Annotated in this window: 27 protein-coding genes; 20 read left to right on the top strand and 7 right to left on the bottom strand. The window is 68.1% G+C overall.

All coding sequences use genetic code 11. From position 1 onward, the window contains the following. The first annotated feature begins 28 nt into the window (after positions 1-28). From AB0M70_RS32145 to AB0M70_RS32135, 3 genes are all read left to right on the top strand, one after another. The gene (locus tag AB0M70_RS32145) at positions 29-1,411 is read left to right on the top strand and encodes an NAD(P)-binding domain-containing protein (protein ID WP_365825525.1); all 1,383 of its coding nucleotides are present in this window, start codon (positions 29-31) and stop codon (positions 1,409-1,411) included. 153 nt (positions 1,412-1,564) lie between these two features. Beyond that, positions 1,565-2,455 (top strand): aminoglycoside phosphotransferase family protein, encoded by an 891-nt coding sequence (locus AB0M70_RS32140; protein WP_365825523.1) that lies wholly within the window; start codon positions 1,565-1,567, stop codon positions 2,453-2,455. A gap of 77 nt (positions 2,456-2,532) precedes the next feature. Further along, complete coding sequence (locus AB0M70_RS32135; RefSeq protein WP_365825521.1) at positions 2,533-3,036, top strand: hypothetical protein; 504 nt, start codon at positions 2,533-2,535, stop codon at positions 3,034-3,036. A gap of 35 nt (positions 3,037-3,071) precedes the next feature. Here AB0M70_RS32135 and AB0M70_RS32130 read toward each other — a convergent pair whose 3' ends face one another. Next, entirely contained in the window at positions 3,072-4,493 is a 1,422-nt protein-coding gene (locus tag AB0M70_RS32130) for an MFS transporter (RefSeq protein ID WP_365825519.1), read from the bottom strand. Between the two features lie 109 nt (positions 4,494-4,602). Between AB0M70_RS32130 and AB0M70_RS32125 the strand changes: the two genes are divergently transcribed. The 4 genes from AB0M70_RS32125 to AB0M70_RS32110 all read left to right on the top strand — a co-directional run bounded on the left by AB0M70_RS32125 (position 4,603) and on the right by AB0M70_RS32110 (position 8,070). Continuing rightward, positions 4,603-5,292, top strand: coding sequence for a TetR/AcrR family transcriptional regulator (locus AB0M70_RS32125; protein ID WP_365825517.1), 690 nt, complete (start codon positions 4,603-4,605; stop codon positions 5,290-5,292). A 162-nt stretch (positions 5,293-5,454) separates the two neighbouring features. Then, positions 5,455-5,856 (top strand): hypothetical protein, encoded by a 402-nt coding sequence (locus AB0M70_RS32120; protein WP_365825515.1) that lies wholly within the window; start codon positions 5,455-5,457, stop codon positions 5,854-5,856. A 217-nt stretch (positions 5,857-6,073) separates the two neighbouring features. Then, on the top strand, positions 6,074-7,216 hold the full coding sequence (locus tag AB0M70_RS32115; protein ID WP_365825513.1) for a DUF475 domain-containing protein: 1,143 nt from the start codon (positions 6,074-6,076) through the stop codon (positions 7,214-7,216). A gap of 101 nt (positions 7,217-7,317) precedes the next feature. After that, positions 7,318-8,070: a GNAT family protein gene (locus AB0M70_RS32110; RefSeq protein ID WP_365825511.1), complete on the top strand. Its 753-nt coding sequence runs from the start codon at positions 7,318-7,320 to the stop codon at positions 8,068-8,070. Positions 8,071-8,148: 78 nt separating this feature from the next. Here the strand turns inward: AB0M70_RS32110 and AB0M70_RS32105 are convergent, their stop codons facing one another. Then, entirely contained in the window at positions 8,149-9,036 is an 888-nt protein-coding gene (locus AB0M70_RS32105) for a bile acid:sodium symporter family protein (RefSeq protein WP_365825509.1), read from the bottom strand. A gap of 378 nt (positions 9,037-9,414) precedes the next feature. Here AB0M70_RS32105 and AB0M70_RS32100 point away from each other — a divergent pair, with 378 nt between their 5' ends. The 10 genes from AB0M70_RS32100 to AB0M70_RS32055 all read left to right on the top strand — a co-directional run bounded on the left by AB0M70_RS32100 (position 9,415) and on the right by AB0M70_RS32055 (position 19,465). Further along, entirely contained in the window at positions 9,415-9,993 is a 579-nt protein-coding gene (locus AB0M70_RS32100) for a DUF6328 family protein (protein ID WP_365825507.1), read from the top strand. Positions 9,994-10,122: 129 nt separating this feature from the next. Then, positions 10,123-10,830, top strand: coding sequence for a TetR family transcriptional regulator (locus tag AB0M70_RS32095; protein WP_365825505.1), 708 nt, complete (start codon positions 10,123-10,125; stop codon positions 10,828-10,830). A 112-nt stretch (positions 10,831-10,942) separates the two neighbouring features. Then, positions 10,943-12,502, top strand: coding sequence for an MDR family MFS transporter (locus AB0M70_RS32090; RefSeq protein ID WP_365825503.1), 1,560 nt, complete (start codon positions 10,943-10,945; stop codon positions 12,500-12,502). A 120-nt stretch (positions 12,503-12,622) separates the two neighbouring features. Next, the gene (locus tag AB0M70_RS32085; protein WP_365825501.1) at positions 12,623-12,820 is read left to right on the top strand and encodes a hypothetical protein; all 198 of its coding nucleotides are present in this window, start codon (positions 12,623-12,625) and stop codon (positions 12,818-12,820) included. A gap of 124 nt (positions 12,821-12,944) precedes the next feature. Continuing rightward, positions 12,945-13,451 (top strand): hypothetical protein, encoded by a 507-nt coding sequence (locus AB0M70_RS32080; RefSeq protein WP_365825499.1) that lies wholly within the window; start codon positions 12,945-12,947, stop codon positions 13,449-13,451. A 144-nt stretch (positions 13,452-13,595) separates the two neighbouring features. Next, positions 13,596-15,020: an FG-GAP-like repeat-containing protein gene (locus AB0M70_RS32075; RefSeq protein WP_365825497.1), complete on the top strand. Its 1,425-nt coding sequence runs from the start codon at positions 13,596-13,598 to the stop codon at positions 15,018-15,020. A 119-nt stretch (positions 15,021-15,139) separates the two neighbouring features. Next, positions 15,140-15,661, top strand: a complete 522-nt coding sequence (locus AB0M70_RS32070; RefSeq protein WP_365825495.1) for a hypothetical protein — start codon at positions 15,140-15,142, stop codon at positions 15,659-15,661. A 290-nt stretch (positions 15,662-15,951) separates the two neighbouring features. Further along, positions 15,952-16,854: an amidohydrolase family protein gene (locus AB0M70_RS32065; RefSeq protein WP_365825493.1), complete on the top strand. Its 903-nt coding sequence runs from the start codon at positions 15,952-15,954 to the stop codon at positions 16,852-16,854. A 148-nt stretch (positions 16,855-17,002) separates the two neighbouring features. After that, entirely contained in the window at positions 17,003-18,739 is a 1,737-nt protein-coding gene (locus tag AB0M70_RS32060) for a glycoside hydrolase family 18 protein (RefSeq protein ID WP_365825490.1), read from the top strand. 165 nt (positions 18,740-18,904) lie between these two features. After that, positions 18,905-19,465: a cytochrome b/b6 domain-containing protein gene (locus AB0M70_RS32055; RefSeq protein WP_365825488.1), complete on the top strand. Its 561-nt coding sequence runs from the start codon at positions 18,905-18,907 to the stop codon at positions 19,463-19,465. Positions 19,466-19,577: 112 nt separating this feature from the next. Here the strand turns inward: AB0M70_RS32055 and AB0M70_RS32050 are convergent, their stop codons facing one another. The 3 genes from AB0M70_RS32050 to AB0M70_RS32040 are packed head-to-tail and all read right to left on the bottom strand — an operon-like array spanning position 19,578 to position 21,257. Next, positions 19,578-20,372 carry a DUF899 family protein gene (locus tag AB0M70_RS32050; RefSeq protein ID WP_365825486.1) on the bottom strand — a complete coding sequence of 265 codons (795 nt, stop codon included), beginning with the start codon at positions 20,370-20,372 and terminating at the stop codon, positions 19,578-19,580. Positions 20,373-20,421: 49 nt separating this feature from the next. After that, a complete protein-coding gene (locus tag AB0M70_RS32045; protein WP_365825484.1) occupies positions 20,422-20,763 on the bottom strand; it encodes a metalloregulator ArsR/SmtB family transcription factor in 342 nt (113 codons plus the stop codon). Further along, positions 20,760-21,257, bottom strand: coding sequence for an SRPBCC domain-containing protein (locus AB0M70_RS32040; protein ID WP_365825482.1), 498 nt, complete (start codon positions 21,255-21,257; stop codon positions 20,760-20,762). Before AB0M70_RS32040 ends, AB0M70_RS32045 begins: the two co-directional genes overlap by 4 nt. Positions 21,258-21,385: 128 nt before the next feature. Here AB0M70_RS32040 and AB0M70_RS32035 point away from each other — a divergent pair, with 128 nt between their 5' ends. Both AB0M70_RS32035 and AB0M70_RS32030 read left to right on the top strand, forming a co-directional pair. Then, positions 21,386-21,763 (top strand): DUF1801 domain-containing protein, encoded by a 378-nt coding sequence (locus AB0M70_RS32035; RefSeq protein WP_365825480.1) that lies wholly within the window; start codon positions 21,386-21,388, stop codon positions 21,761-21,763. Between the two features lie 205 nt (positions 21,764-21,968). Beyond that, on the top strand, positions 21,969-23,297 hold the full coding sequence (locus AB0M70_RS32030; RefSeq protein WP_365825478.1) for a bifunctional GNAT family N-acetyltransferase/ATP-binding protein: 1,329 nt from the start codon (positions 21,969-21,971) through the stop codon (positions 23,295-23,297). Positions 23,298-23,488: 191 nt separating this feature from the next. On the opposite strand, the gene AB0M70_RS32025 is transcribed toward AB0M70_RS32030, so the two are convergent. Further along, positions 23,489-23,836, bottom strand: a complete 348-nt coding sequence (locus AB0M70_RS32025) for an STAS domain-containing protein (protein WP_365825476.1) — start codon at positions 23,834-23,836, stop codon at positions 23,489-23,491. A 383-nt stretch (positions 23,837-24,219) separates the two neighbouring features. Between AB0M70_RS32025 and AB0M70_RS32020 the strand changes: the two genes are divergently transcribed. After that, positions 24,220-24,708: a hypothetical protein gene (locus AB0M70_RS32020; RefSeq protein WP_365825474.1), complete on the top strand. Its 489-nt coding sequence runs from the start codon at positions 24,220-24,222 to the stop codon at positions 24,706-24,708. A gap of 122 nt (positions 24,709-24,830) precedes the next feature. On the opposite strand, the gene AB0M70_RS32015 is transcribed toward AB0M70_RS32020, so the two are convergent. After that, positions 24,831-25,205, bottom strand: a complete 375-nt coding sequence (locus tag AB0M70_RS32015; protein WP_365825472.1) for a VOC family protein — start codon at positions 25,203-25,205, stop codon at positions 24,831-24,833. Between the last annotated feature and the right edge of the window lie 86 nt (positions 25,206-25,291).

Below are 25,291 nucleotides of genomic sequence, written 5' to 3'. Positions count from 1 at the left end.
ACGTCGAAACAAGAATGAGGGAGTCACCATGAGCGAGCCGTGCAAGCCGACCGCCCACGCGTCCACCACCGCCCTGCCCACCGTGGTGATCGGCGCCGGTCCCATCGGGCTGGCCGCCGCCGCTCATCTCGTAGAGCGGGGCATCGAACCCCTCGTCCTGGAAGCGGGCGACACAGCGGGAGCGGCCGTGCGCGAGTGGAGTCACGTACGCCTCTTCTCCACCTGGGCCGAGGTCGTCGACCCCGCCGCCGAAAAGCTCCTGGCGCCCACCGGCTGGTCCGCGCCCGACGGTGCGACCTACCCGACCGGCGGCGACTGGGCCTCGCGCTACCTGCAGCCGCTGGCCGACGTCCTGGGTAAGCGGGTCCGCTTCGGTGCGACGGTCACCGGTGTCTCCCGCCTGGGCCGTGACCGTGTCGTGGACGCCGACCGCGACCAGCAGCCCTTCACCGTCCACATCGCCTACGCCGACGGACGCGAGGAGCGCATCACCGCCCGCGCCGTCATCGACGCCTCCGGCACCTGGGCCACGCCCAGCCCGATCGGCGGCGACGGACTGCCCGCGCTCGGCGAGAAGGCCGCCGCCGACCGCATCTCCTACCGCGTACCGGACCTCAAGGACCCTGCCGTACGCGCCCGTTACGCGGGCAAGCGCAGCGCCGTCATCGGCTCCGGAGCCTCCGCCTTCACCGCGCTCGCCTACCTGGCCGACCTCGCCAAGGACGCCCCCGGCACCCACGCCGCATGGGTCCTTCGCCGCGGCATCGGCGGCGCCACCTTCGGCGGCGGCGAAGCCGACCAGCTCCCGGCCCGCGGCGCGCTCGGCCTGGCGGCCAAGGCGGCCGTCGACGACGGCCACGCGGATGCCGTCACCGGCTTTCGCACCACCGCCGTAGAGAAGACGGGCGACCAGCTGACCCTGGTCTCCGAGGACGGCCGCCGCCTCGATCCGGTCGACGAGGTCATCGTCCTCACCGGCTTCCGCCCCGACCTCTCCTTCGTCTCCGAGCTGCGCCTGGGCCTCGACGAGCGCCTCCAGGCCCCCATCGAGCTCGCCCCGCTGATCGACCCCAACGTCCACTCCTGCGGCACCGTCTACCCCCACGGCGTGGGCGAGCTCTCGCACCCGGAGAAGGACGTCTACCTCGTCGGCATGAAGTCCTACGGCCGCGCCCCGACCTTCCTGGCCATGACCGGCTACGAGCAGGTCCGCTCCATCGCCGCCGCCCTCGCCGGGGACCAAGAAGCCGCCGAGCGCGTGGAGTTGACCCTGCCGGAGACCGGGGTCTGCGGCGGCGCGGGCCTGTTCGACGAACCTGCAGCCGCGCAGGAACAGGACGGCGGCTGCTGCGCCGCACCGAGCACCCTGCAGATCGGGGTCGGCGCGCCGACCTCCTCCGGCACCTGCTGACCCGACTCCCCGCATACGTCGGCTGAGACGCCTGGGTGGCCGCAAATTCCAGTTGATCTGCACCCTGTCGTCTGAATACTGGCTCTCGTCGTTGTCGATCTGTTCTGCTCCGGCGCTGCGAACTGGACGAGTGAAGGGCCTGCGAGATTGATCATGCACGATGACCAAGTGCACGTGACGACTGAGATCGTTGCGACCTTGATCCGAGATCAGTTCCCTCAGTGGAGCGGCAAGGCGATCCAGCTCCTGGCCTCGACTGGGACGGTCCATGCCATCTTCCGTATCGGGCATGACCTCTCCGTGCGTTTCCCGTTGCGTCTGGCCGATGCTGACGAGACCCTGGCGGTTTTGGAACGGGAAGCGCAGGCGAGCGCGGAGCTGGCACAGGTGTCCCAGTTCCCTGCCCCAGAACCCGTCGCCTTGGGGAAGCCTGGAGCGGGTTACCCCATGCCGTGGTTGGTGCAGACATGGGTGCCGGGAACCATCGCCCTTGATGCTGACCCGAGTGGGTCGCACGCTTTCGCCGAGGACCTTGCGGTCTTCATCGCAGCCTTGCGGGGCGTCGATACGCAGGGGCGGCGTTTCAGTGGCGAAGGGCGCGGCGGCGTTCTCGCTCACCACGACGACTGGATGGCGAAGTGTTTCGAGGAGAGTGAGGGGCTGCTCGACGTGCCCCGGCTGCGCCAACTATGGGGCCACTTTCGGGAGTTGCCGCGCACGGGTGCCGACGTGATGAGCCATATGGACTTGATTCCCGGCAATGTGCTGGTTGCGGGAGACCGGCTCGGAGGGGTACTCGACACCGGTGGCTTCGGCCCGGCCGACCCGGCGCTGGATCTGGTCAGCGCCTGGCACTTGTTGCAGCCGGGCCCGCGGGAAACTCTTAGGCGAACCCTGGCCTGTGACGATCTGGAGTGGGAGCGGGGCAAGGCATGGGCGTTCGAGCAGGCGATGGGGGTCGTCTGGTACTACGTGGAGAGCAATCCGCCGATGAGCAAGATGGGGCACCAGACGCTCGCCCGCATTCTGGAATCGACGGAGTGATGGCGCCCCGACCGTAGATCCTGGTAGCCCGGAACCTTAGTCCGCGCTTCAGTTGAGGTGTCTGGTTGGATTCGGGCATGGCCAACGGTAGTCACGAGGAATCAGGTCTCTCCAAGAGCACCTGGAGCGACGCAGATTTCGAGGACATGGGGTGGCATGACGCCACCATCCATGGTTTGTCCGTCCAGCCGACTGACGACATCCTGCCGCGTCTTCTCCTCGACCTCGACTACATCGTCCGCTGGGTCCACCCGGTCCCACCCGCGACACACTTTTCGTTCTGGGTCTCTCCGGTGACACTCGTCTTCGAGGATGTCTTCGACCTTGAGGGAGACCTCGACTTCAAAGGTCTCGCCTTGGACTTGGAGGTCGACACAGTGCATCGGCTGGTGCCGGATGATGCCCGTCCGAACTTTGCGCCATGCCCGCTCTGGCACATCGAAGGCCACTCATTTGACTTGAGGTTCCGGGCCTCGGGCTTCCATCAGTACTTCCGGCAGGCTCCGCGGCTCGTATCCCGGCAGGCACTGCCCTACGCCGAACGCGGGGGTTGTGCTTTCACCGAACATGGCTTCAGCTGACTGGTGACGGCCGCAATCGCCGCCGGAGAGGCGACTCAGGAAACGGGCTCTTCCCTGCGGTCCGGGCGAGGCACCCGGCCCGGCGAAATGAGCGTCACGGTCGTGAGCACGGCGAGGACCGCGAGCAGTGCGGCCGAGGCGAGCACGGCCTGCGTCCCTTCGGTGACCGCCTGGCTGCCCTGGCCGCCTTGGAGGGTGTAGACCGCGCCCAGAGCCGCGGTGCCGACGCCGGCGCCGAGGGAAGCCAGGGTGGATACGGTTCCGGCGACCATGCCGACCCGTTCGGGAGGGGCGACCTGTACGGCGACGGCCATGACGGGCGCACCGGCGATCCCGCCACCAGCTCCCCACGCCAGGAGTGGCACCAGCAGGGCCCACCACGGTGTGCCGGGCGTGATCAGCAATGCCAGGGCCAGGAGGCCGGCGCTTTTGAGCGCATAACCGAAGCCGATCACGTGGCCGGGCGCCCAGCGGCTGAGCATTTTGGAACCGACCATGCCCATGACGATCTGGGCGAGGAAGATCGGCGTCATCAACAGGCCTGCCTCGGTCGGGCTCAGCCGCAGCCCCTCGGAGAAGTACAGGACGAGGTAGACCGAGCCGCCCATGGTCAGGACACGGGAGAGGAGGACGGCCAGCATCGCGCCGGAGAACGCGGGCCGAGTGAACATCCGTAAGTCCACCATGGGCTGGGGCACTTGCAGTTGGACGGCCAGGAAGGCTGCCAGCGCCAGGCACGCGGTGGCCAGCATGGCAGTGTGCTGCCAGGACCACGGCGTCTCGTCCGGGCGGAGCATGAGGAAGGTGGCGGTGCCCAGGCCGAGCGTGAGCAGCGCGCTGCCGGCCCAGTCAGGACGCCCGGATTCGGGAGCTGCGGGGACGGGGCGCGGCAGGATGCGTGCGGCCAGTACCCAGGCCACCGCGCCGAGGGGGAGGTTGATCGCGAAGACGGCCCGCCATCCGAAGGCGTCGATCAGCAGCCCGCCGAGCGTCGGGGCGAGGAGCCCGGATGCGGTCGCGAACGATCCCCAGGCTCCGATGGCGAGATTGCGCTCCTCGCCGCTGTAGCGGTCCGAGAGCAGCGGGATGCCGTTCACCATGATCGCTGCGGCTCCCGCGCCCTGGACGACGCGTGCGATGTTCAGCCACGCCAGGTCCGGTGCCACGGTCGCCGCCAGGGAGGCAAGGGTGAACACGGCGATCCCGGCGAGAAACAACGAGCGTCGGCCCCACCGGTCCGAGAGGCTCCCGACGACCTGGGTGAGCGCCCCCATGGCGACCATGTACGTCACGACCACCGACTCTGCGGAGGCCCCCTCGGCGAGGTCCGCGCTGAGCAGGGGCAGTCCGACCGTCACGATCGTGAGGTCGACGACCACCAGCCCCGTGGAGACCATCACGAGGACCAAGACCCCGCTGAACGGCGGAAAGCGGCGGGACGGGTTCTGCGCTGTCATGCGGTGCTCGACCTCCAGGCGCGGACGGGGCGGATGGTCAGCGTGCAGCTCGCCGCCCCTAAAAGTCAACGGGTGTGAAGTTTAAGGATGGGGGTCGTAGGCTGACGTCATGCCTGCCGCTCCCCGCCGCCGCCCCGCCACCCGCAAGGGCCGCCCGGTCCTCACCCGCGAAAGCATCGCCGCCAAAGCCCTGGAGATGGCCGGCTCACAAGGGTTCCGTTCCGTCACCATGCGCGCCCTGGCCGCTGAACTGGGCGTCACCGTGCGGGCGTTGTACAACTACGTCGAGGACCGCCAGGACGTCGTCGCGCTCGCCGTGGACCTCATGCTCGACGCCTGGGACCCGCCTGCCCTGCACCCCGAGACCTGGGAGACCTCCGTCGCCGACTACGCCCGGTCGCTGCGCGCGCTCTACCGGCGCTGGCCCCGCGCCCTGCTCGTCTCCCTCGACGAGGACGCACCCCCGGCCTCCGTGCACCCCAACCGCCTGATCAACCTCGACCGCTTCCTCCGGCTTCTGCAGAGCGTCGGCCTCGGTCTTCCGGCGGCGCTCGGGGCGCACCGCCACCTCTCCCTGCTCGTCCTGTCGTTCACCCTTCTCGTCGACCACCCCACCGACCGGGCCGGCGCCGAAAGCAGCTCACTCGTCCCCGATGCCTGGCTCACCTCGCACGCCGACCTCGACATCCCCACCCTCCGGCAGGCGGCCGTACTGCCCCTGCCTCCCGCAGACGCACAGTTCGACCAGCTCATTTCCGCCGTCCTGACACACATCCGCAGCCAACTCGACACGGCGTGACCGCCCGCCGCCACTATCGCTCACCGTCACCGGCCGGGGGTGTCATCGGCGCGCTGGTCGGGGCTCTCGCGTCGGCGCAGCCGGGCTGTCACCGGGCTCACGCCACTTTGGGGCCCCGGTCATGGGCAGGCGGCGAAGAGCGCTAGGAAGCATGCTGGCTGCATGATGACCGTGCTGCTGATGGCCGACGACGACATGATCAGGTCTTTGCGCCCGCTGATCCATCACGGCCCGCACTACCGAGTGATCTCCCACGCAGCCAGCCCCTCGGTGGCCCTGGCTCAGGCAAGGGTCCTGCTCCCGGACATCGTCGTCATCGACACCGCCGTCCCCGGGACCCCGGCCGAGCTTGCCGCGGCCTTTCGCGAGCTGCGCAGCCTGGATCCTCCCAGCGGCGTCATCTGGCATGTCTCGGCGGAACCTGCCCTCCCCTCGCGCCTACTCGAAGAAGCCGAGGGAAAGGTCCACACCGTCCGGCACGGAGACGAAGCCGCCCTGCGCGCCGCACTGCGCACCATCGGTCTGCGCCGCGCCAGCTGCGACCCCGATCAGCCCGCCATCTGAGCGGCGGGCCGCCAATCGACGGTCGTGCGGCCAGATGGGTCTAGGAGCGGCGGGAATGGGCAGCGGCACCTGACGGCAAGTTCCAGACCGGGAGTGTGAAGTGCCGCCAAAGGGCACCAGGTGAGGGAAGTGTTGGTGATCAGAGTCCGAGAGCGTTCGATGAACCGCTCCCCGGCGCTGTGGCACCCCGGCCCGACGTCCCATGAGAGAGAAGCCAGTGGTTGTGAAAACGTTCGGCTGGTCGTTCGCGGTCACCGCGCTCGGCCTGGTCGCGGCGGTGTTCTACGGCGGATGGACGGCCATCGGGGTCGTGGCGATCCTGGCGGTCCTGGAGATCTCGCTGTCGTTCGACAATGCGGTGATCAACGCCGGGATCCTGAAGAAGATGAGCGCCTTCTGGCAGAAGATCTTCCTCACCATCGGTGTGCTGATCGCGGTCTTCGGCATGCGACTGGTCTTCCCCGTCCTGATCGTCGCGGTCAGCGCCAAGATCGGACCGATCGAGGCGGTGCGCCTGGCGGTCAACGACAAGGACCAGTACCAGCAGCTGGTGACCGACGCGCACCCCTCGATCGCCGCGTTCGGTGGCATGTTCCTGCTGATGATCTTCCTCGACTTCGTTTTCGCCGACCGTGACATCAAGTGGCTCGGCTGGCTGGAGCGCCCGCTGGCGAAGCTCGGCAAGATCGACATGCTGTCGGTGTGCATCGCGCTCATCGTCCTCATGATCGCCGCGATGACCGTCGCCACGCACGCCCACCAGCACGGCGGCACCCACGTGGACAAGGCGGAGACGGTGCTCCTGTCCGGTGTCGCCGGCCTCATCACCTACCTCGTCGTGGGCGGCCTCTCCGGCTTCTTCGAGCGTCGCCTGGAGGACGAGGAGGAGCGTGAACAGGAGGCCGAGAAGGAGAGCAAGAAGAGCGGCAGCGGCGCGCCCGCGGTGGTCCTGGCCGGCAAGGCCGCCTTCTTCATGTTCCTTTACCTGGAGGTCCTGGACGCCTCGTTCTCCTTCGACGGCGTCATCGGCGCCTTCGCCATCACCAACGACATCGTCCTGATGGCGCTCGGCCTGGGAACGGGCGCCATGTACGTCCGTTCGCTCACCGTCTACCTGGTCCGCCAGGGCACCCTCGACGACTACGTCTACCTGGAGCACGGCGCCCACTACGCGATCGGCGCCCTCGCCGCCATTCTCCTGGTGACAATCCAGTACGAGATCAATGAGGTCATCACCGGTCTCGTCGGCGTCATCCTGATCGCCTCGTCGTTCTGGTCGTCGGTACGCCGCAACAAGAGGATCGCGGCAGCAGAGAATGGCACCGGAGTCGATCGAGCCAGGGCTGACACCGCTACGTAGCAACCGGGCCCACCCGGCCCGCTTGCCCACAGGTCCGCAGGCTCAGTCGCCGCCGCTGCCCGGCCGTACCGTTGCCCCAGAGCAGACATCGAGGAGACCCTGTGACCGCACGCCTCAACGCCTACGACCAGCCCGTCGGAGATCCCCTTCCAGGCTGGACCGCCCGAGCGGCCCCCGCCCGGGTCGACTTGGACGGCGCGTACTGCCGCCTCGAGCCGCTGGACGCCGAGCGGCACGCCGGCGACCTGTACGCGGCGTACGCGACCGAGACCGACGGACGCAACTGGACCTACCTGCCCGAGGAGCCCTTCGACAGCGAGGAGGGTTACCGCCGTTGGGCTCAGGCCGCGGCCCGCAGCGCGGACCCGCTGCACTACGCGGTGATCGACCGTGCGGCGGACCGAGCGGTCGGCACCCTGTCGCTGATGCGCCATGACCCGGCCAACGGGGTCATCGAGGTCGGCTACGTGGTGTTCTCGCCCCTGATACAGCGCACCCCCCTCTCCACGGAGGCGCAGTACTTGCTGATGGCCTACGCCTTCGACAAGCTCGGCTACCGGCGCTACGAGTGGAAGTGCGACGCGCTCAACACACCCTCACGCAAGGCGGCCGAGCGGCTCGGTTTCACCTTTGAGGGCGTGTTTCGCCAGGCGGTCGTGTACAAGGGACGCAACCGGGACACGGCCTGGTACTCGGTCGTGGACAGCGAATGGCCCGCGCTACGCGAGGCGTTCCGCGCCTGGCTGGCACCGGAGAACTTCCGGGAGGACGGCGAGCAGCGCCACCCGCTGAGCACGCTCATGAACACGGCCTCGCACACCGCCCGCTCGGCAACGGCCGACTCCGGCTCGTAAGGCCGTCCCCATGGTGGCGGGCTGCGCGCTTCTGTGACGACGGGACCCCCGGCGGCTGGAGTCAGGGACCTGGTGTCGTCACCCGATCGTTTGGTTCAGGCTCTCCTCGGCGTCCGAGTGCCGCCGGGTTATCAGGTAGCCGAACGCGGCCGCGAGGACGTACATGAGCACGGAGTAGACGGCGATGGGGATCGCGACCTCGGTGCTGTCCAGAACGCTGAGCGCGATGGTCAGTGCCACGGTCGTGTTGTGAATGCCGACCTCCATGGAGCTCGCTATCGCCTGGCGCTTGTCGAGACGGAGCAGTCGAGCACCGCCGTAGCCGAGGGTGAGACTCGCGAGGCAGAAGATGCCGGTCACCAGCCCGACCTGCTGCATGTAGTCGGCCAGATTCTCCCGCTCGCCCAGCAGGGCACCCGCCGAGACGATCACCAGCACAGCGATGGAGAAAACCCGGACCGGGCGGTCGGCGCGTGCGGCGAAGTCGGCGGAGCGCCGGTGGACCGCCATGCCGACACCGACCGGCACGAGCACGATCGCGATGACCTGCACCACCTTGCCGAGCTGCAGGCCGAGGTCGCCCTGGGCGTCGAAATGGCCGATGGCGAGGTTGGTGATGACGGGGATGGTGAGAGCGGCGAGCACCGAGTTGATCGCGGTCAGCGTGATGTTGAGAGCAACGTCTCCGCGAAAGAGGTGGCTGAATAGGTTGGCCGTGGTTCCACCGGGAGACGCGGCCAGCAGCATCACGCCGACGGCAAGCAAGGGGTCAAGGTTGAAACTCTTGACCAGCCCGAACGCCACGGCCGGGAGCACCAGAACCTGCAGCACCAACGCGACGACCACGGCCTTCGGCGTCCGGGTGACTCGCCTGAAGTCGCCGGTGGTCAGGGACAGTCCGAGACCAAACATGATGATCGCCAGAGCGATCGGCAGGCCGGTCGTGATGAGTGCGGAGTCGTTCATCGGTGTCCTTTGCGCGGAGAAGGTGCCGAGCCATGAGCCACACTCTCCGGACGCAGGTCCGGCCTGCGCCGAGCCGGGGGAGGGGAGGCGCTGTGGGTGAGATGCAGGGACGGCCCGTCCTTTTGCCGACCGGTGAGTTTGTGGTGCGGTACATCATGGCGGCCCACGCCTCGTGTGCACCCGGTCCGGATAACAGCATTTCGAGAGGTGCTTTGTGTCCGCGTACAACGCCGGCCATGCCGAGACCGGCGGAGCAGAGTTGCGCGAGTACCTGCTCGGGTCCGCCCGCCGACTCGCGGCCTCGCGCTGGGAAACCGCGCGGGTCCGCATGAAAAGGCCGCCACGGGGCATCCGTCGTTTCTGGATCAGGAGGAAACCATGACCTTGGCGGAGCCGTCGGTTGAGCGCGTAGAACAAACCCCAACTTGTCCTGGACACCGGGAATCTGACGGCGGGACAAACGGCGGCGAACCGCCGGAGTATGCCCGTCAACGGGTCAACCGGCGATGGAATGAAATTCTCCAGGAGACCCGGGTTGCTCAGACTGGCGTGCAAATCCTTTTCGGGTTTCTGCTCAGTGTGGCCTTCACTCCCCTCTTCCGGGAGCTGGGTACGTTCGACCGAGTCATCTACGTCGTCACTGTCGTCCTGGGCGCGTCGGCAACGGGTTCACTGATAGCGCCGGTATCCATCCACCGCTTCCTGTCCGGGCAACGCATGAAGGACGAAGTGGTCGAAGCCGCAGGCCGCTTGATGATCGCCGGGATGGTGCTCCTCGCCCTGACCATCGGGTGCACGCTCCTGCTGATCCTGCGCCTCGTGGTCCCTGGCGTGTTGGCCGAGGTGCTGGTCGGCGCGGTCATGCTCTGGTTCGCGTTCTGCTGGTATGTGCTGCCCATGCGGCTGCGCCGCCGTGCCGCCGCACGCCGAAATGGCGAGGTCGAGGTGCAGCCGTAGAAGTGAGCGGCGTGAGCCGCTCGTCGGCCGGGCCCGCTGGGGTGATGCCCCCGAAGGGTCCGGTACCCAGGAGACCCGAGCGTGCGCGCGCCCGGCACACATTTTGCAGGCTCTGCATTTTTGCGTAGCATGCAACATGTGGATGACGAGACGGCTGTCACGGGCAGTTGGCGAGAGCGCAAGAAGCGGGCGACGCGGGCTGCGCTGGTAGAGGCGGCGGTACGGATCGCCGCGGAGCGCGGGGTGGAGCACACCACCGTCGACGCGATCAGTGAGGCAGCGGGCGTTTCGCCCCGCACCTTCTTCAACTACTTCGACTCCCGCGACGAGGTCTTCGTCCTGGTCGGCGCGGAGGCGAGTGCCCGGGTCCGCAACGCTGTGCGCGAGGCGCCACGCGAGCTCTCACCGCTCGTCGCCCTCCGCGACGCGATGGCGGTCGAACTGCAGGAGATCGAGCAGCAACAGGAGCTGTGGCGACTGCACGCCGAAGTGCTGCGCCGGTCTCCCGAACTCCTCGCGCGCAGTATCGGGGCGCACATGGCGGACGAGCTCGGCCTGGCCGAAGCCGTCGCCGAGCGCATCGGCGCTGGCTCGCCCTCGTTCTCCGGAGATCGTGCGGAGAGCACGGAGGCCGAGGCTCAGCAGCGACGACGAGCGCTGGGGCTGTACCCACGGCTGGTTGCTGCCGTCGGGACCTCGGCCGTACGGATCGCGGTGGAGCACTGGTGTGTGCATCAGGACGAGGCGGCCTTCGAGGACGTCTTCCTGGAGGTGTTCGACCACCTGGCGGCCGGCCTGCCCGAGCCGCCACCGGCGGCCAAGTCCGGGCGGCGTTGACCGGAACCGCATTTCTTTCTGGAGCCCCCTGCGTGTGATGGGCCCAGCGTTGAACTCTGAAAGAGACGATGTGACTGCAACAGCGGTGCCTCAAGAGGCGCCTTCGACTTCCATGTCCAATCGGCAGATACTCCAGGCCATGTCCGGGCTGATGGCGGGCATGTTCGTCGCCATCCTCGCCGGGACCGTGGTCTCCAACGCACTGCCGCGAATCATCGCCGACCTCGGAGCCAGCCAGGCCTCCTATACCTGGGTGGTCACTGCCGAACTCCTGGCGATGACGGCCACCGTGCCGCTGTGGGGCAAGCTCTCCGACCTGTACAACCAGAAACTGCTGCTCCAGCTCTCCCTGGGCATGTTCGTGGTCGGCTCGCTCCTTGCCGGTTTCTCCCATGACGTGGGGCTGCTGATCTTCAGCCGCGTCGCTCAGGGCATCGGGGCCGGCGGGCTGACGGCCCTCTCGCAGGTCGTGATGGCGGCCATCATCCCGCCGCGCAGGCTCGGCAAGTACGCGGGCATCTTCGGTGCTGTCTTCGCCGTCGGCACGGTGGCCGGACCGCTCATCGGCGGCGTCCTGGTGGACACGTCGTGGTTGGGCTGGCGCTGGTGCTTCTTCATCGGCGTACCCTTCGCGCTGCTCGCCATCGTGCTGCTGCAGCGCACCCTGAAGCTGCCCACCGTCCGCCGCGAGGCGAAGATCGACTTCTTGGGCGCGTTCCTGATCGTGGCGGGCGTCTGCGCGCTGCTCATCTGGGTCTCGCTCGCGGGCAACCAGTTCGACTGGGCGTCCTGGCAGACGGCCGCCCTGGTCTGCGGGGGAGTGGCACTGCTCGTGGCCGCTGTCTACGTGGAATCGCGGGTCGCCGAGCCGATCATCCCGCTGGGTATCTTCCGCAACCGCACCGTGTCGCTGACCACGCTGGCGAGCCTGCTGGTCGGCCTGGCGATGTTCGGCGGCACCGTCTTCCTCTCCCAGTACTTCCAGGTGTCCCTCGGCAAGTCGCCGACGGTCGCGGGCCTGATGAGCCTGCCGATGATCCTCGGCCTGCTCGTCTCCTCCACGGTCGCGGGACAGCTCATCAGCGCCACCGGCCGCTGGAAGATGTATCTGGTCATTGGCGGCGTCGCGATGACCGTGGGCCTGGGCCTGCTCTCCACCATCGACGCGGACACGCACTTCGGTCTGCTCAGCGTCTTCATGGTGGTCATGGGCATCGGCGTCGGCATGCTGATGCAGAACCTCGTCCTGGCCGCCCAGAACGACGTGCCCGCCTCTGAACTGGGCGCCGCCACCTCGGTGTTGTCCTTCTTCCGCAGCCTGGGCGGCACCATCGGCACCAGCGTTCTCGGTGCGATCCTCGCCAACCGCGTCGCCACCGAGATGACCAAGGGCCTGGACCAGGCGGGCGTCCCCGCCGGCTCCGGCCAGGCCGCCGGTCACGGTGTGCCCGACATGACCACGCTGCCGGCCCCGATGCGGGAGATCGTGGAGCACGCGTACGGCGTCGCCACAGGCGATCTGTTCCTGGTGGCCACACCGTTCGCTTTGCTCGCGCTGATCGCTGTCCTGTTCATCAAGGAGAAGCCGCTGAAGAACACGAGCGGCATGGAACGCCTCGCCCAGGAGTCCGACACCGCCTCCGATACGCCGACGGCGGCGCCGGTGGGTTAACCGGTGCATCGTGGAGAGGGCACGCATCGTGCGCCGGCCGCTGCACACGGGTTCGCCGCCCAAGGTGGTACGCGAGGCGAGGAGCGGTTGCATGGCGTCTATCGGTAGGGGGACAGCCCTATGAGGGTGGGCATCACCGGCCACCGTGGACTGACCAAGGACGTGGAGCGGCAGGTACGAGCCCTCCCCGCCGATGAGATCAGCCGGTACCGGACGCAGGAGCTGGTGGCACTCTGCGGCACAGCGGACGTCGTTGCCTACGCCGAGCGAACCGGCGTCCCCGTGCGGGTTGCGTGGCCCAAGGGTGCCAGCCGGTGAGGCGGTGACCAGATGACCCCAGTAGACGCGCGCTACCGGCGCCTTGAAGGGCCCGGCCTGCGGCGCGACATCACGACGAGGCGATCGTGGTGCTCGTCCGTGACGACCGGTCGGAGTGACTCACGTGGCTGAACTGGTCAGGGTGCAGCGCCTGTATGTGCTCGTGGACTCCTTTGCGTTTTCCTTCCAGGAGTTCTGGGACGCTGACCTGCCGATCGAGTTTCCTGATGCGTTCAGCGCCGATGCGTTCGTGAACGCGTTTCCCGGTCGCGTCGATTTCTGCAGTGCCGGCCACACGCACACTGCAGCGGTGACCGTGCAGGTCTGGGACGCGGACCCGCCTGTGGAGGACGGCGTCGCTTGGGAGGTGCGAGGCGAGGTGGGGTTCGAGTCGGTGAGCGGTGATGTCGCTGTGTGGACGCCCTCGTTGGGACGAACCGACGACCTGATCGAGCTCGGAGGGAAGGGCCGGTGGTGGGTGCGGGCGCACTGCACGGGACGTGCTGAGGTTGCTGAGCTGAGGGAGTCACCGGAGCCGGTCGTCGGGGTCGAGCGTTATCTGGTGCAGTTCTTCCCTGCCCGGCCGGGAGGCGGCGCGGGGGAGCCGGGCAGCCCACGGCCATCACGGTGATCGCGACAACTGCAAATCCGGGCAGACGGCAGGGCTGCACCAGGGAGCACGAACGTCTGATTCCGTTCCCCCTCTCTCGTACAACCCTTCGACCCCTTGAACCGTCTACGGCATCGTTCAGCACGGCTCCAAGGAGAGAACCTCATGCCCCTGCCCTTCCGCACCGTCGTTGCCGCCGCGGCCGTCACCACGCTGACCGGTGGTCTGCTCGCCGTTGGCCCAGTGGCGCCCGCGGCCGCTGCTCCTGCCAAGCTCGCCGATGACTTCAACGGTGATGGGCACCGGGACCTCGCCATCGGCGCACCGTACAAGACCGTCAACGGAGCGGAGGCCGCCGGTGAGGTGGTCGTGGCCTTGGGGGCGGCCGACGGTCTGACGACCCAGAAGGTCGCTCTCACGCAGAGTTCCGCCGGGGTGCCTGGCACCCCGGAAGACAGCGATCATTTCGGGATCTCGCTGGCCAGCGGTGACCTGGACGGCGACGGATACGCGGACCTCGTCGTGGGCGCCGACGGCGAGGACGTGGAGACCTACGAAGGCCAGGGCAGCGTCACCATCCTGTGGGGCGGCGCAAAGCCGTTCGCCACCAGCACCACGACCACCGTGGAGAACCCGCAACAGCACCAGGCCCACGGCTACGACGTCGCGGTGGGGGACTTCACCGGCGACAGCGGCGCGGACCTTGCGGTGATCGAGCCGGGCGCGATCGCCGTGTACAAGGGCGGCCTCGCCCGGGACAGCAAGCCCACGCCTTCGTACAACCTGTCGGTCTCGGGTGCGGGTCTGCGGTACACGGAGGCTGCCGTGGGCGACGTCAACGGGGACGGCAGGGACGACCTCGCGGTCACCGGCGACGCAGGAACCGGGCGCCCGGGCACCGACATCTTCACCGGCCAGGAGGGCACTCCGAACCGGATTCAACGCGTGTCCGACGGCGACACCGCCGTCGCTCTCGGCGACATCAACGGTGACGGTTTCGACGACATGGCCACGTCCCTCACCTGGCCCCAGTTCTTCTCCGTCGACGACCCCAGCGGCGGGTCCGGCTACGTCACTGTCCGCTACGGCAGTCGAACGGGCTTCGGCGACCCGGTGGTCCTGCATCAGAACAGCGCGGGTGTGCCCGGCGCCAACGAGGACGGCGACAACTGGGGAGCCTCGGTGGAGATCGGTGACATCACCGGTGACGGCAAGGCCGAACTGGTGGTGGGCGCCAACGGCGAACAGTTCGGCGACCTGGACAACGCCGGCGACGTGACCGTGTTCCGCGGCTCGGCCTCGGGCGTTTCACAGTCCGCGGTGGTGCGCATCTCCCAGGACACCACGGGTGTACCGGGTGCCGCCGAAGCCGGGGACCTCTTCGGTGCACAGGTTCGGATCGCCGACTACGACAACAACGGCAAGGGCGACCTGGCCGTGACAGCCTCCTTCGAGAATGACCGCAGCGGCGGCCTGTGGACCTTGCCGGGCACGTCGTCCGGCCTCACCGGATCTGGTTCCAAGTCCCTCAGCTCAGCCGACTTCGGCCTCGCCAAGGGCTCGCGTTTCGGGGAGAGCCTGCACGACTGAGCCGAGCAACCTAGGGGGCGCTCACCCGAGTCAGTGTGGGGTGGGCCGGTGCCGCGCCCTGAGCCTTGGCTCAGGGCGCCAGGCCTACGTCACCAGTTCTGAATCGAGAGGCAGTGGGCATGCTGACCGTGTACGACGGCGAGCTGCGCGTCAGCTATCGGCAGTTCTACGTGGAGAGCCGGCCAGAGGTGTTCGACGGGCCGCTGTCCGATAGCCGCGCCGGACAGAACAACGGCCTGTGCGGTGCTGCCGTGCCCGGCCACCTCTTCTTGACCACCGGCCTGCACACCGGTCGCGTGGGCTTGACCGTCGAAGTACACGAGAGCGAGCCGACGCTCGACGAGGCGTGGGAAGACATCGTGGAAGCTCCGTTCCACCCCGCGTCCACCGCAGCGGTCCTCACTCCGTGGGGTGAAGCCCCTTTGTGCACAGTGGAGTTGAACGTGGTCCCGCATCGCGTGCGCTACGGCGCAAGCGCCATGGACCTGACCGTCGACCAGGAGCTCTCTGTCCTGGACGGCGGCAGCATCATCGACCGCTACCTCCTGCAGTTCTGGCCCGCCCCGCCGGCCCCGGACGAGGTGATCAAGCAGACCTCGCGGAGTGCGGCGTATTGGCACACCTGCGCCCGCAGCGTATGAACACACACTCCCCAAAGACGCGTCCCACGCTGCACTCGAGGCTGAGGAATGGGGCCTGCATCAAGGGTTCGAGGACTACGTCGTCGTGTTTCTCCCAGCCGGGCGGAAGGACAGCCGCCCCCGGCACGCTGATTGACGATTCGCAGAATCCGCGGGGGCCCCACCTTCGTATCCGGTCGTGCTGCCGTGCTTTTCTTCCTTGTCGGCCTCGTGCACAAGACGGTGTACGCCGGGAGCGACGGCGGGCGATCCGCGCAGGAGGCAGGCAGCACCCAAGGAGGCAGCAGGAGATGAGTACCACCCCCCGCACGACCGTGAGCAGCGAGGCCGATGACATCCGCGGTTTCTGGACCGGGCTCGGCCTGCCCGGGCTGATCGACGTGCACACCCACTTCATGCCCGAACGCGTCCTGCACAAGGTCTGGGACTACTTCGACGCCGGCGGTGCCCTGATCGGCGGCCGTCCCTGGCCCATCACCTATCGGCGGAAAGAAGCCGAGCGCGCGGCCCTGCTGCGTGATTTCGGCGTGCGGGCCTTCACCTCCATGCTCTACCCCCACAAACCCGGCATGGCCCGGTGGCTGAACAACTGGGCGGCTGAGTTCGCCGATCGCACCCCCCGCTGCCTGCACACCGCCACCCTCTACCCCGAGCCCGATACCGGCACCTACGTCCGCGAGGCCCTCGAAGCCGGCGCCCGGATCTTCAAGGCCCACATCCAGGTGGGCGCGTACGATCCGGCCGACGAGCGACTCCAGACGGCATGGGGGCAGTTGGCCGAGGCGGGGGTTCCCGTGGTGATGCACTGCGGATCGGGGCCCGCACCCGGGAAGTTCACCGGACCCGAATCCGTCGCCCGGGTTCTGGCCCGTCACCCCAAGCTGCGCGTCATCATCGCGCACATGGGCATGCCCGAGTACGAGGAGTTCCTCGATCTCGCCGATCGCTACGAGCAGGTACGCCTCGACACCACGATGACGTTCACCGACTTCACCGACAGCTTCATGCCCTTCCCCCGCAAGGCCCTACCCCGTCTCGCCGACCTCGGTGACCGCATCCTGCTCGGCACCGACTTCCCCAACATCCCCTACCCCTACCTCCATCAACTCCAGGCTCTGGAACGTCTGGAACTGGGGCGCGACTGGCTGCGGGCCGTGTGTCACGACAATGCGGCAGAACTGTTCAGCCTCTGAGGCCACCGGAGGGCGGCTTTCTTGCCTCGCGGGCGGTTGGCTTTGCCAGAGGTCTTGACAACTCGATTGGTCTGGACCAGCTTTGCGCACAGTAGCGGTGGCCACCGGCTCTCACCTTCGTCCTTCGCTTCTCCCCTGGAGGCATTCCGTGGACCGTGTACGTAAGGGCAGAGCTGGCCTTCGCCAGAGATTCGGCGCGGCTATCGCCGTCGGCGCCGCTGCCGCGCTCGCCGTCACCGCGCTCGCAGCGCCGGCGCAGTCGGCGGACAGCACGGCGGCGGACGCCAAGGCCGCCGACGTCAACGTGGCCAAGAACGCCGGGTTCGAGTCGGACCTGAGCAACTGGACGTGCACCGCGAACAGCGGTGCCGCCGTCACCTCGCCCGTGCACAGCGGCGCCAAGGCGCTCAAGGCCACCCCAGCCGGCCAGAGCAACGCCGAGTGCTCCCAGATCGTGACCGTCAAGCCCAACTCCACGTACAAGCTGAGCAGTTGGGTACAGGGCAGCTATGCGTATCTGGGCGCCCGCGGCACCGGCACCACCGACGTGTCGACCTGGACGCCGGGCAACACCTCCTGGCAGCAGCTCAACACCAGCTTCACCACCGGCGCGAACACCACGTCGGTCACCGTGTACACCCACGGCTGGTACGGGCAGAGCGCGTACTACGTGGACGATGTGAGCGTCCTTGGTCCCGACGGGGGCGGCGGCACCGACCCGGTGGAGATACCGGCGGTGCCGGGGGGCCTGAAGGCGGGCACGACGACGTCCACCTCGGTGGATCTGTCCTGGAACCCGGTGTCCACGGCCACCGGATACACCGTGTACCGCGACGGCACCAAGGTCGCCTCTCCCGGCGGAGCCTCCACGACCGTCACCGGACTGACGCCGGAGACCACCTACACCTTCCAGGTGAGCGCCACGAACGCGGCGGGGGAGTCCGCGAAGTCGACGTCTGTGTCCGTACGGACCCCCAAAGGCGGCGGCGGAGACGGCGGCACCGTGCCCAAGCACGCGCTGACCGGCTACTGGCAGAACTTCGACAACGGCGCGACCGTGCAGAAGCTGCGGGACGTCTCCTCGCAGTACGACATCATCGCCGTCTCCTTCGCCGACGCCACCACCACGCAGGGCCAGATCACCTTCAACCTCGACCCGGCCGTCGGCTACGCCTCCACCGCCGACTTCAAGGCGGACATCGCCGCGAAGAAAGCCGCGGGCAAGTCAGTGATCCTCTCGGTCGGCGGCGAGAAGGGCACCATCTCCGTCAACAGCGACGCCTCCGCGACCGCGTTCGCCAACAGCGCCTACGCGCTGATGCAGGAGTACGGATTCAACGGCGTCGACATCGACCTGGAGAACGGCCTCAACCCCACCTACATGACCAAGGCGCTGCGCCAGCTCTCCGCGAAGGCGGGCCCGAACATGGTGCTCACGATGGCGCCCCAGACCATCGACATGCAGTCGACGTCCGGCGGCTACTTCCAGACGGCGCTGAACGTGAAGGACATCCTCACCGTCGTCAACATGCAGTACTACAACAGCGGTTCGATGCTGGGCTGTGACGGCAAGGTCTACAGCCAGGGCAGCGTGGACTTCCTGACCGCGCTCGCCTGCATCCAACTGGAGGGCGGCCTCGACCCCTCGCAGGTCGGCATCGGCGTCCCAGCGTCGACACGCGGCGCGGGCAGCGGATATGTGGCCCCCTCGGTCGTGAACAACGCCCTGGACTGCCTGACCCGCGGCACTGGCTGCGGCTCCTTCAAGCCCTCCAAGACCTACCCGTCGCTGCGCGGCGCCATGACGTGGTCCACGAACTGGGACGCGACAGCGGGCAACGCATGGTCGAACGCCGTCGGCCCGAAGGTGCACAGCCTTCCCTAGCGCACGATCTGGCGGGTCGGAGGGGCAGCCCTCCGACCCGCCTTCGACCACGCCATCGTCCCGCAACGCGATTCCCGGCTGACCCCAATCGCCGAGACTGCCAACGATCCCCCTCGGAGATGTGCCGCATGCCTGGAGGGGCGGGGGGCGGGGCAACTTGGAGGCATGGGAATTCAGCTGCGCAATGGTGCGCACGGCTATGGGCTGGTCACGAAGGTGCTGCACTGGGCGGTTTTCGTGGCGATGGCCGCGCAGTTCGCCGTGGGGTATCTGCTTGACGTCGACGACAGCGGCCATGGCCGGGGTCGAGGGCGTGGGCGGGGTGGGGATTCGGGGAAGGGCCACGGCCGGGGTCGGGGAGGGGAGGACGGGTATGACCCCTTCGGCGATGACGCGCTGCTCACGGCGCACGTGGTGCTGGGGGTCACCGAGCTGGTCCTCGGTCTGGCCCGGCTCGTATGGAGGTTGGCCACGCCCTTGCCTCCGTGGGCGCCTGGCCTGACGCCACTGGAGCGACGCCTGGCACATGGCATCGAGACCGCTTTGTACGCGGCCACGTTCGCCATCCCGCTCACCGGTATCGCGTTGCTGCTCTCCGGTGACGACCTGCTCGTCGCCCACATCGTGGCGCACGTCGTCTTCTTCGCCGCGTTGGCGCTGCACGTCGGGTGGGTGCTCAAACACCAACTGATCGATCGTGACCGCTTGCTGCGCCGCATGGCATGAAGCACACGCACTCGTCCCTACTCGGCCGGTTCCCGGGCGCGCCGACAGCGGTAGACGTCTGCGCCGCTGTTGCAGGATCAGGGCCGCCCGGCGCGGAGACCAGACCGTGCTGTCACGGCCGAGGCGTGAGGTCGTCGGAGCGTCCGGCGCTGATCCGGGGCCACTGGGAGATGGGGCGTCCCCCGCTGCGCAAGGGGTGCTCCGGGGGCGTGTCCTGGTCGCGCGGGTAGCCGGGAGGCGAGTTCTCCCACTGTTCCTGGCGTCCGTACGCGGTGAGGTCCATGAGCGCGTAGTTGTAGTCCATGACCTCGACGCCACGCAGCGTCGTCCAGTAGGTCTCGTAGACGCGGTCGCCGTCGCGCAGATAGCAGACCAGGTGCATCATGCCGACCTGGCGGCCGACCAGGAGTTCGTCCCGTGAGGGGAGCGCGGAGTACCACGGCACCTGCCAGCCCATGAAGTCCCGGTAGCGGCGGCTCTCCTCATAGGGGCCCTGGCAGAGGACGGCGTAGGTGATGTCGCGGGAGTGGAGGTAGGACAGCTCCTGCACCTGGGTGGTGACCCAGGTGCAGCCCTCGCACTGCCCGGCGGTGTCGTGGCCGTCGTGCCACATGAAGTAGTAGGCGATGAGCTGCCTGCGTCCTTCGAACGCGTCGAGCAGGGTGACCGGCCCGTTGGGCCCGGTCAGTTCGAGGTCGGCGGCCACCTCGACCATGGGTAGCCGGCGCCTGGCTGCGGCGATCGCGTCGCCTTCGCGGGTGTGCGCCTTCTCGCGCAGCCGTAGTTGGTCCAGTTCGGCCTGGAAGGCGGCCCGGCCGGCGACCGGTGGCAGCGCGGAGGTGTGGTGGACGTCCCTCGCCGTGTTGGCGTGCTGATCGGGTTGCGGGTGTGCTTCGTGCTCGGTCATGGTCGTCTCCCGTCGTCGTACGCCGCCTGCCGGCACCGGTCGTTCCGTGTCAGCCGGAGGTTTTCGGGGTGTCGGGGCCGGGCTGTTCGGCCAGCTCCTTGATGTGCAGCAGGCGCGCATCCCAGGAGTTGCCGATCCGGTCCAGTTCCCGTGCCAGAGCGCCGAGCCGGGCGCCGATGGCGAGGTGAACCACCTCGCGCCCACGCTGCTCGGACTCCACAAGACCTACCTCACGCAGCACCTCCAGATGCTTGCCGATCGCCTGGCGGCTCACCGGCAGGACCTTGGCGAGCGCGGACGCTGACATCGGGCCCTCGCCGAGCCGGGTGAGTATCGCCCAGCGCATCGGGTCCCCCAGGGCGGCACACACGACGGGGAGGGAGGCGTTCACGAAGTCGCCGTCGGGGCCGATGCGGACTTCTCGACGAACGCCTTCGCGGCCCCCAGCTCGATGATCCACCCCTCGTCGTTGCCCTCACGTTCCTTCAGCCACGCGGCCGCGTCCTCGGCGAGGCTGGAGAATCCGCTTTCGACGACGCGCAGCGTCACCCCTCCACCGGACCGCTCGTCGATCCAGAACTCGACCAGTGTCGAGGGCGTCGACTCATCCCGGGACGGGGTGCCGATCCAGCGGAACGCGGCATAGCGCGGTTTGTCCAGGGTCACGGTACGGAAGCGGAACTCGCCCATTGTCGGATGGCGCAGCACGGCGACGTCGTCCTCGTGCCGCAGGTCGGGGTCGGCGTCGACCGTGCCGTCGTTGATGTACCAGCCGGGACGTGCGATCAACTCCCAGACGCGCTCCGCGGGGGCGTCGATGTCGATCTGTCGACTGATCCGGTCGAGCTCGGCGAGTTCGGTGTCGGTACGGGTGGTGTCGCTCATGGCTCGCTCCTCAGGGTTGCCGTGTACGGATCTGCAACTCAAAGATTGCACATCGGGCGCCGACCTGCAACCGGTGGATTGCAGTTCGACGCCTGTGGTCGGCGTTCCGTTTTGGGCAGACTGATCCCATGAACAAGCCCAGGGCCCAGACGACCGACGCGTACATCGAAGGATTCGCCGGCCAGGCGCGTGAGCTGCTCGAGGAACTGCGTGCGCTGGTCCGTGAAACGGTGCCGGAGGCGACCGAAGCCATCAAGTGGGGCCACCCTGCCTGGGTGCACCCCTCCGGGACAATCTTGTTCGTGATCAGCGGGCACGCGAAGCACGTGAACTTCGCGTTCACGCCCAGCACCCGCGAAGCCTTCGACGTCGATCTCAGCGACATCGCAACCGGCAAGGGCACGGTCAAGCTCCCGTACGGCAGCCCGGTGCCGGCAGATCTATTGCGCCGCATGATCGTTTATCGCGTCCGCGAACACGAGGACGACGGCGTGCTGTGGATGTGAGGGCGAGCCTCGCAGCCGGCCGGTGAGGGGGCCCGGCAGGGCGGTGTGAAGCAGAGCTCTACGCATGCTCGGGCCCCTGTGCCCAGCGACGGTTCGGAGCAGTCTCACCTCGCGCCTTGTGCACAGTGGCACACACTCCGTGCCCTTCCGCGCCCTAGCCTCGCCGCAGCGGCGCGACAACGAGAACGATCGAGGGGCGAGGCCTGTGAACTGGCTGATTCACGACTACCGCGAGAGCGATCTCGCCGCGGTGGTCCACCTGATGGACACCACGGCCGAGCTCGGCCAGGAGTCCGTCTTCACCGTGGCCGAGTGCATCAGTGCCCTGACGTCCCGCCAGCCGGGCGTCGTCGCCGTGCACCAGGGCGTGCCCATCGGGATGGCCCTGGCCTGTGTGGCCGGGGAGCGGGCCTGGGTGATGCGGATCGCGATCGCCCCGGCCTGGCGGGGGCGTGGCCTGGCCAGCGCACTCCTGGTCGAACTGGAGCGCCGCCTGGTCGCCGCGCGGGTCGGCCGGATCGCCTACGTCCTGCCCGAAGAGGACCTGTTCGGCGACGGACTTCTTAACGCGGGCTATACCCGCCGCCCGGCCGTCGCCTACTTCGAGAAGGTCGAGCCGGTGCATGGGCCCGCCGCCAGCCTCCTCGATGACCTCGGCGGCCGGCTGCTGCCCGGCGACCTGTGGGCCAAGGTCGTCGGCATGGAGCGCGAGAAGGACCTGATCGAACGACGGGTCGTGCTGCCGCTTGCCGAGCCGGAGCGTGCGGCGCGACACGGTGTGCGCCCGCCCCGGGCAGTGGGCCTCTTCGGGCCGCCCGGCACCGGCAAGACGACCTTCGCGCGCGCCATCGCCTCGCGGCTCGGCTGGCCGTTCGTGGAGATCCTTCCCTCGCGGCTGGCCGACGGGGGCAACCTGGCCGCGGCCCTGCGCTCCGCCTTCGCGGCGATCGCCGAGCTGGAACGCGTCCTGGTCTTCATCGACGAGGTCGAGGAGATCGCCCCGGTACGCCAGGAACCGGCGCAGCCCGGCGGGATGCACGGGGTGACCAACGAACTCCTCAAGCTCATCCCCGGTTTCCGGGAGCGCGACGAGCGGCTCCTGATCTGTGCGACCAACTCGATCCGCTCCCTGGATCCCGCCTTCCTCCGGCCCGGTCGTTTCGACTACCTGATCCCGATCGGGACGCCGGACAAGGCGGCCCGCGCGGCGATCTGGGCGCGCTACACCGACGGCAGGCCGGAAGTCGACGTCGACGCACTGGTGGCAGCGAGCGACCAGTTCACGCCCGCTGACATCGAGCACGCCGCCCGGATCGCCGCGCAGAACTCCTTCGAGCGCGACCTGGTCTCGGCCGGCGTCGTGGGTGGCGCCTCGGCCGCCGTCTCGGGTGGCGGGCAGGGGGCCGCCGCGGAGGCCCAGCCCGGCGCGAGCACGGCGGGCTACCTGGAGGCGATCGCCCAGTGCCGCCCCACGGTGACGCCCCAGATGATCGACCAATTCGAGTCCGACATCACCACGCACGCACGCTTCTGACCCGGCACCGCACACGGGACGCACACGGCACAAGCCCCCGGAACCTTTGCGGGTTCCGGGGGCTCCTGAGTGATGCGCCCTGCTTCTGAGTGATGCGCTCCGCTTCGAAGGTCGACGACCGGTGCGCGGCGACCCGGTTTCGCTGAAACCTTGATCACCCTTGGCCATCAGAGGCACCGGGCGCCGGGAACTCATCCGGTGGCGGCTGCGCAGGCCCGTTCCGTGGACGGATAGAGGTTCAGAACCTGGTCGGCGCCTGTGACTTCCAGCATGCGCAGCATCTGGGCCGGCGGAGCGGCGATGCGCAGTGTGGTCGCCTGATGGATCTGCAGCAGCAGATTCAACGCGGTGGAGTCCGCGAAGCTCACTTCGCGGGCGTCCAGGATGACCACCGGGAGCGCGCTGGCCGCCCTCTCCATGGCCTCGCGCAGTGCGGGGACGGAATCCATGTCGAGGTCACCTCGCACGACGACAACCCAGCTGCCTTGCATCGTGTACTGCTCCACGATGCAGGTGGGGCGGCTGACGCTGTCAGTCATGGGGCAACTCCAGACATGCGGGGGCTGGGCACGCGCACAGTATGGCTACCGCCGCCATTCAATGTCTAATCCGGCGAACATAGATTTCTGGACGTGTGTCAGTGAGCTAATGGTGGTCTGCGGGGTGAGGGGACTGTGATGGGGCCCCGAGGGGGCGCTCCGGGCCTCGGCGCGTGCCAGGCGGGGTCGGCTTGCTCGCTGAGCCGGGGCTGCCTGCGTCTGACTGCCGCCATGCAGAGTGGATACGAGCGCTCGGTCAGCCAGGGCGGCGCCGGTGCGGCGGGGGATGGTCCGCTTCGGTCCGGGCGATGGACCGTCCTCTCGCCGTGCAGTAGACCCCTTGGGAAGGCACGTACCGGCGACCGATACGAGAGGGAGGCCCCATGCCTTCGATCACGGTGAAGGAGTTCCGGGAGTTCGTCTTCGAGTGGATGAGTCAGAACGGCGCGCGGGCCGAGCGTGTGCAGCTCCTCGACTGGGGGTGGGAGTGGTGGCTGCAGGCTGAACTCGCGGGCAACCTACGGGCGCGCAACTCGCTGTGGGACGTACGGCGTGAACAGTACGTTTTTGATGGCCAGCAGCGTAGTGACCTGCTGCTCAACGGCTCCAGTGCGGTGCCGGGCGAGCGGATCATCGTTGAGTTGAAGACCCTGCGCGCCACCGAGTACAACAAGCCCGCCTTCGTCAAGGAGATCGAGGCGGACGTGGACAAGCTCGAGAACCACCTGAAGAAGACGCACATGGGCGCTCAGTTGTTCGTCATGGCTTTCTACTTCGACGCCAACACCCCTGTCCCCACCGGCTTCCAGCGCAAGGAGAACCTCCACAGGGACCTGGGGATCTGCTGGCGGGAGATGGTGCTCCTCGACTGAGGGGCCAAGAAGGAAGAGCGAGCGCACCCCGCCCGTACTAGGCAGCGGCCCCAAGGCCAAGGGGGCCGCTGCCCGTTCCTCAGGCCGCCCACAATTCCGCCAACCGCTCTTGTGGGAGCCGGTTACGACTCGCTGACGACGCAGAAGGGATGTCCGGCCGGATCGGTCAAGACCCGGAACCTTTCCTGATCGGGCTGATACTCCGGCTTGCCCGCGCCCAACTTCAAGAGCTGGTCCTCGGTCTCGTCCAAACCATCCTCCACCTTGAAGCAGAGGTGAAGTTGCTGCGGCAGGCGTTGGTCGGGCCAGCTGGGAGCCCGGTAATCGTCCACCCGCTGAAAGCCCAGGAAGAGTCCGTCCTCGCGATTGAGCCCGGCGAAGTCCGCATCCGACTTCGGGTGCAGTTCGAAGCCGGTGGCCTGCTGATAGAACGCCGCCAAGGCCAACGGATCAGCACAGTCGAGAGTGATCGCACTCAACTTCATCTGCAGGGGCACGGCTACCTCCGGACTGATCACTTAGCTGCGTGATGCACAGCCTAGAGGCCGCCACCCACAGCGACTGGCGGTGCGGCCACACCGCC

The organism is Streptomyces sp. NPDC051214 (genome assembly GCF_040682375.1).
Lineage (GTDB): Bacteria > Actinomycetota > Actinomycetes > Streptomycetales > Streptomycetaceae > Streptomyces.
Note: the sequence above shows the minus strand (reverse complement) of the source record. Positions and strands in the feature narration are given on the sequence as shown.

Excerpts from the sequence above, each read along its gene's own strand:
- AB0M70_RS32145 (WP_365825525.1), top strand. The coding sequence starts at position 29 with ATGAGCGAGCCGTGCAAGCCGACCGCCCACGCGTCCACCACCGCCCTG.
- AB0M70_RS32140 (WP_365825523.1), top strand. The coding sequence starts at position 1,565 with ATGCACGATGACCAAGTGCACGTGACGACTGAGATCGTTGCGACCTTG.
- AB0M70_RS32135 (WP_365825521.1), top strand. The coding sequence starts at position 2,533 with ATGGCCAACGGTAGTCACGAGGAATCAGGTCTCTCCAAGAGCACCTGG.
- AB0M70_RS32130 (WP_365825519.1), bottom strand. The coding sequence starts at position 4,493 with ATGACAGCGCAGAACCCGTCCCGCCGCTTTCCGCCGTTCAGCGGGGTC.
- AB0M70_RS32125 (WP_365825517.1), top strand. The coding sequence starts at position 4,603 with ATGCCTGCCGCTCCCCGCCGCCGCCCCGCCACCCGCAAGGGCCGCCCG.
- AB0M70_RS32120 (WP_365825515.1), top strand. The coding sequence starts at position 5,455 with ATGATGACCGTGCTGCTGATGGCCGACGACGACATGATCAGGTCTTTG.
- AB0M70_RS32105 (WP_365825509.1), bottom strand. The coding sequence starts at position 9,036 with ATGAACGACTCCGCACTCATCACGACCGGCCTGCCGATCGCTCTGGCG.
- AB0M70_RS32100 (WP_365825507.1), top strand. The coding sequence starts at position 9,415 with ATGACCTTGGCGGAGCCGTCGGTTGAGCGCGTAGAACAAACCCCAACT.
- AB0M70_RS32095 (WP_365825505.1), top strand. The coding sequence starts at position 10,123 with ATGCAACATGTGGATGACGAGACGGCTGTCACGGGCAGTTGGCGAGAG.
- AB0M70_RS32090 (WP_365825503.1), top strand. The coding sequence starts at position 10,943 with ATGTCCAATCGGCAGATACTCCAGGCCATGTCCGGGCTGATGGCGGGC.
- AB0M70_RS32085 (WP_365825501.1), top strand. The coding sequence starts at position 12,623 with ATGAGGGTGGGCATCACCGGCCACCGTGGACTGACCAAGGACGTGGAG.
- AB0M70_RS32075 (WP_365825497.1), top strand. The coding sequence starts at position 13,596 with ATGCCCCTGCCCTTCCGCACCGTCGTTGCCGCCGCGGCCGTCACCACG.
- AB0M70_RS32070 (WP_365825495.1), top strand. The coding sequence starts at position 15,140 with ATGCTGACCGTGTACGACGGCGAGCTGCGCGTCAGCTATCGGCAGTTC.
- AB0M70_RS32065 (WP_365825493.1), top strand. The coding sequence starts at position 15,952 with ATGAGTACCACCCCCCGCACGACCGTGAGCAGCGAGGCCGATGACATC.
- AB0M70_RS32055 (WP_365825488.1), top strand. The coding sequence starts at position 18,905 with ATGGGAATTCAGCTGCGCAATGGTGCGCACGGCTATGGGCTGGTCACG.
- AB0M70_RS32050 (WP_365825486.1), bottom strand. The coding sequence starts at position 20,372 with ATGACCGAGCACGAAGCACACCCGCAACCCGATCAGCACGCCAACACG.
- AB0M70_RS32040 (WP_365825482.1), bottom strand. The coding sequence starts at position 21,257 with ATGAGCGACACCACCCGTACCGACACCGAACTCGCCGAGCTCGACCGG.
- AB0M70_RS32035 (WP_365825480.1), top strand. The coding sequence starts at position 21,386 with ATGAACAAGCCCAGGGCCCAGACGACCGACGCGTACATCGAAGGATTC.
- AB0M70_RS32025 (WP_365825476.1), bottom strand. The coding sequence starts at position 23,836 with ATGACTGACAGCGTCAGCCGCCCCACCTGCATCGTGGAGCAGTACACG.
- AB0M70_RS32020 (WP_365825474.1), top strand. The coding sequence starts at position 24,220 with ATGCCTTCGATCACGGTGAAGGAGTTCCGGGAGTTCGTCTTCGAGTGG.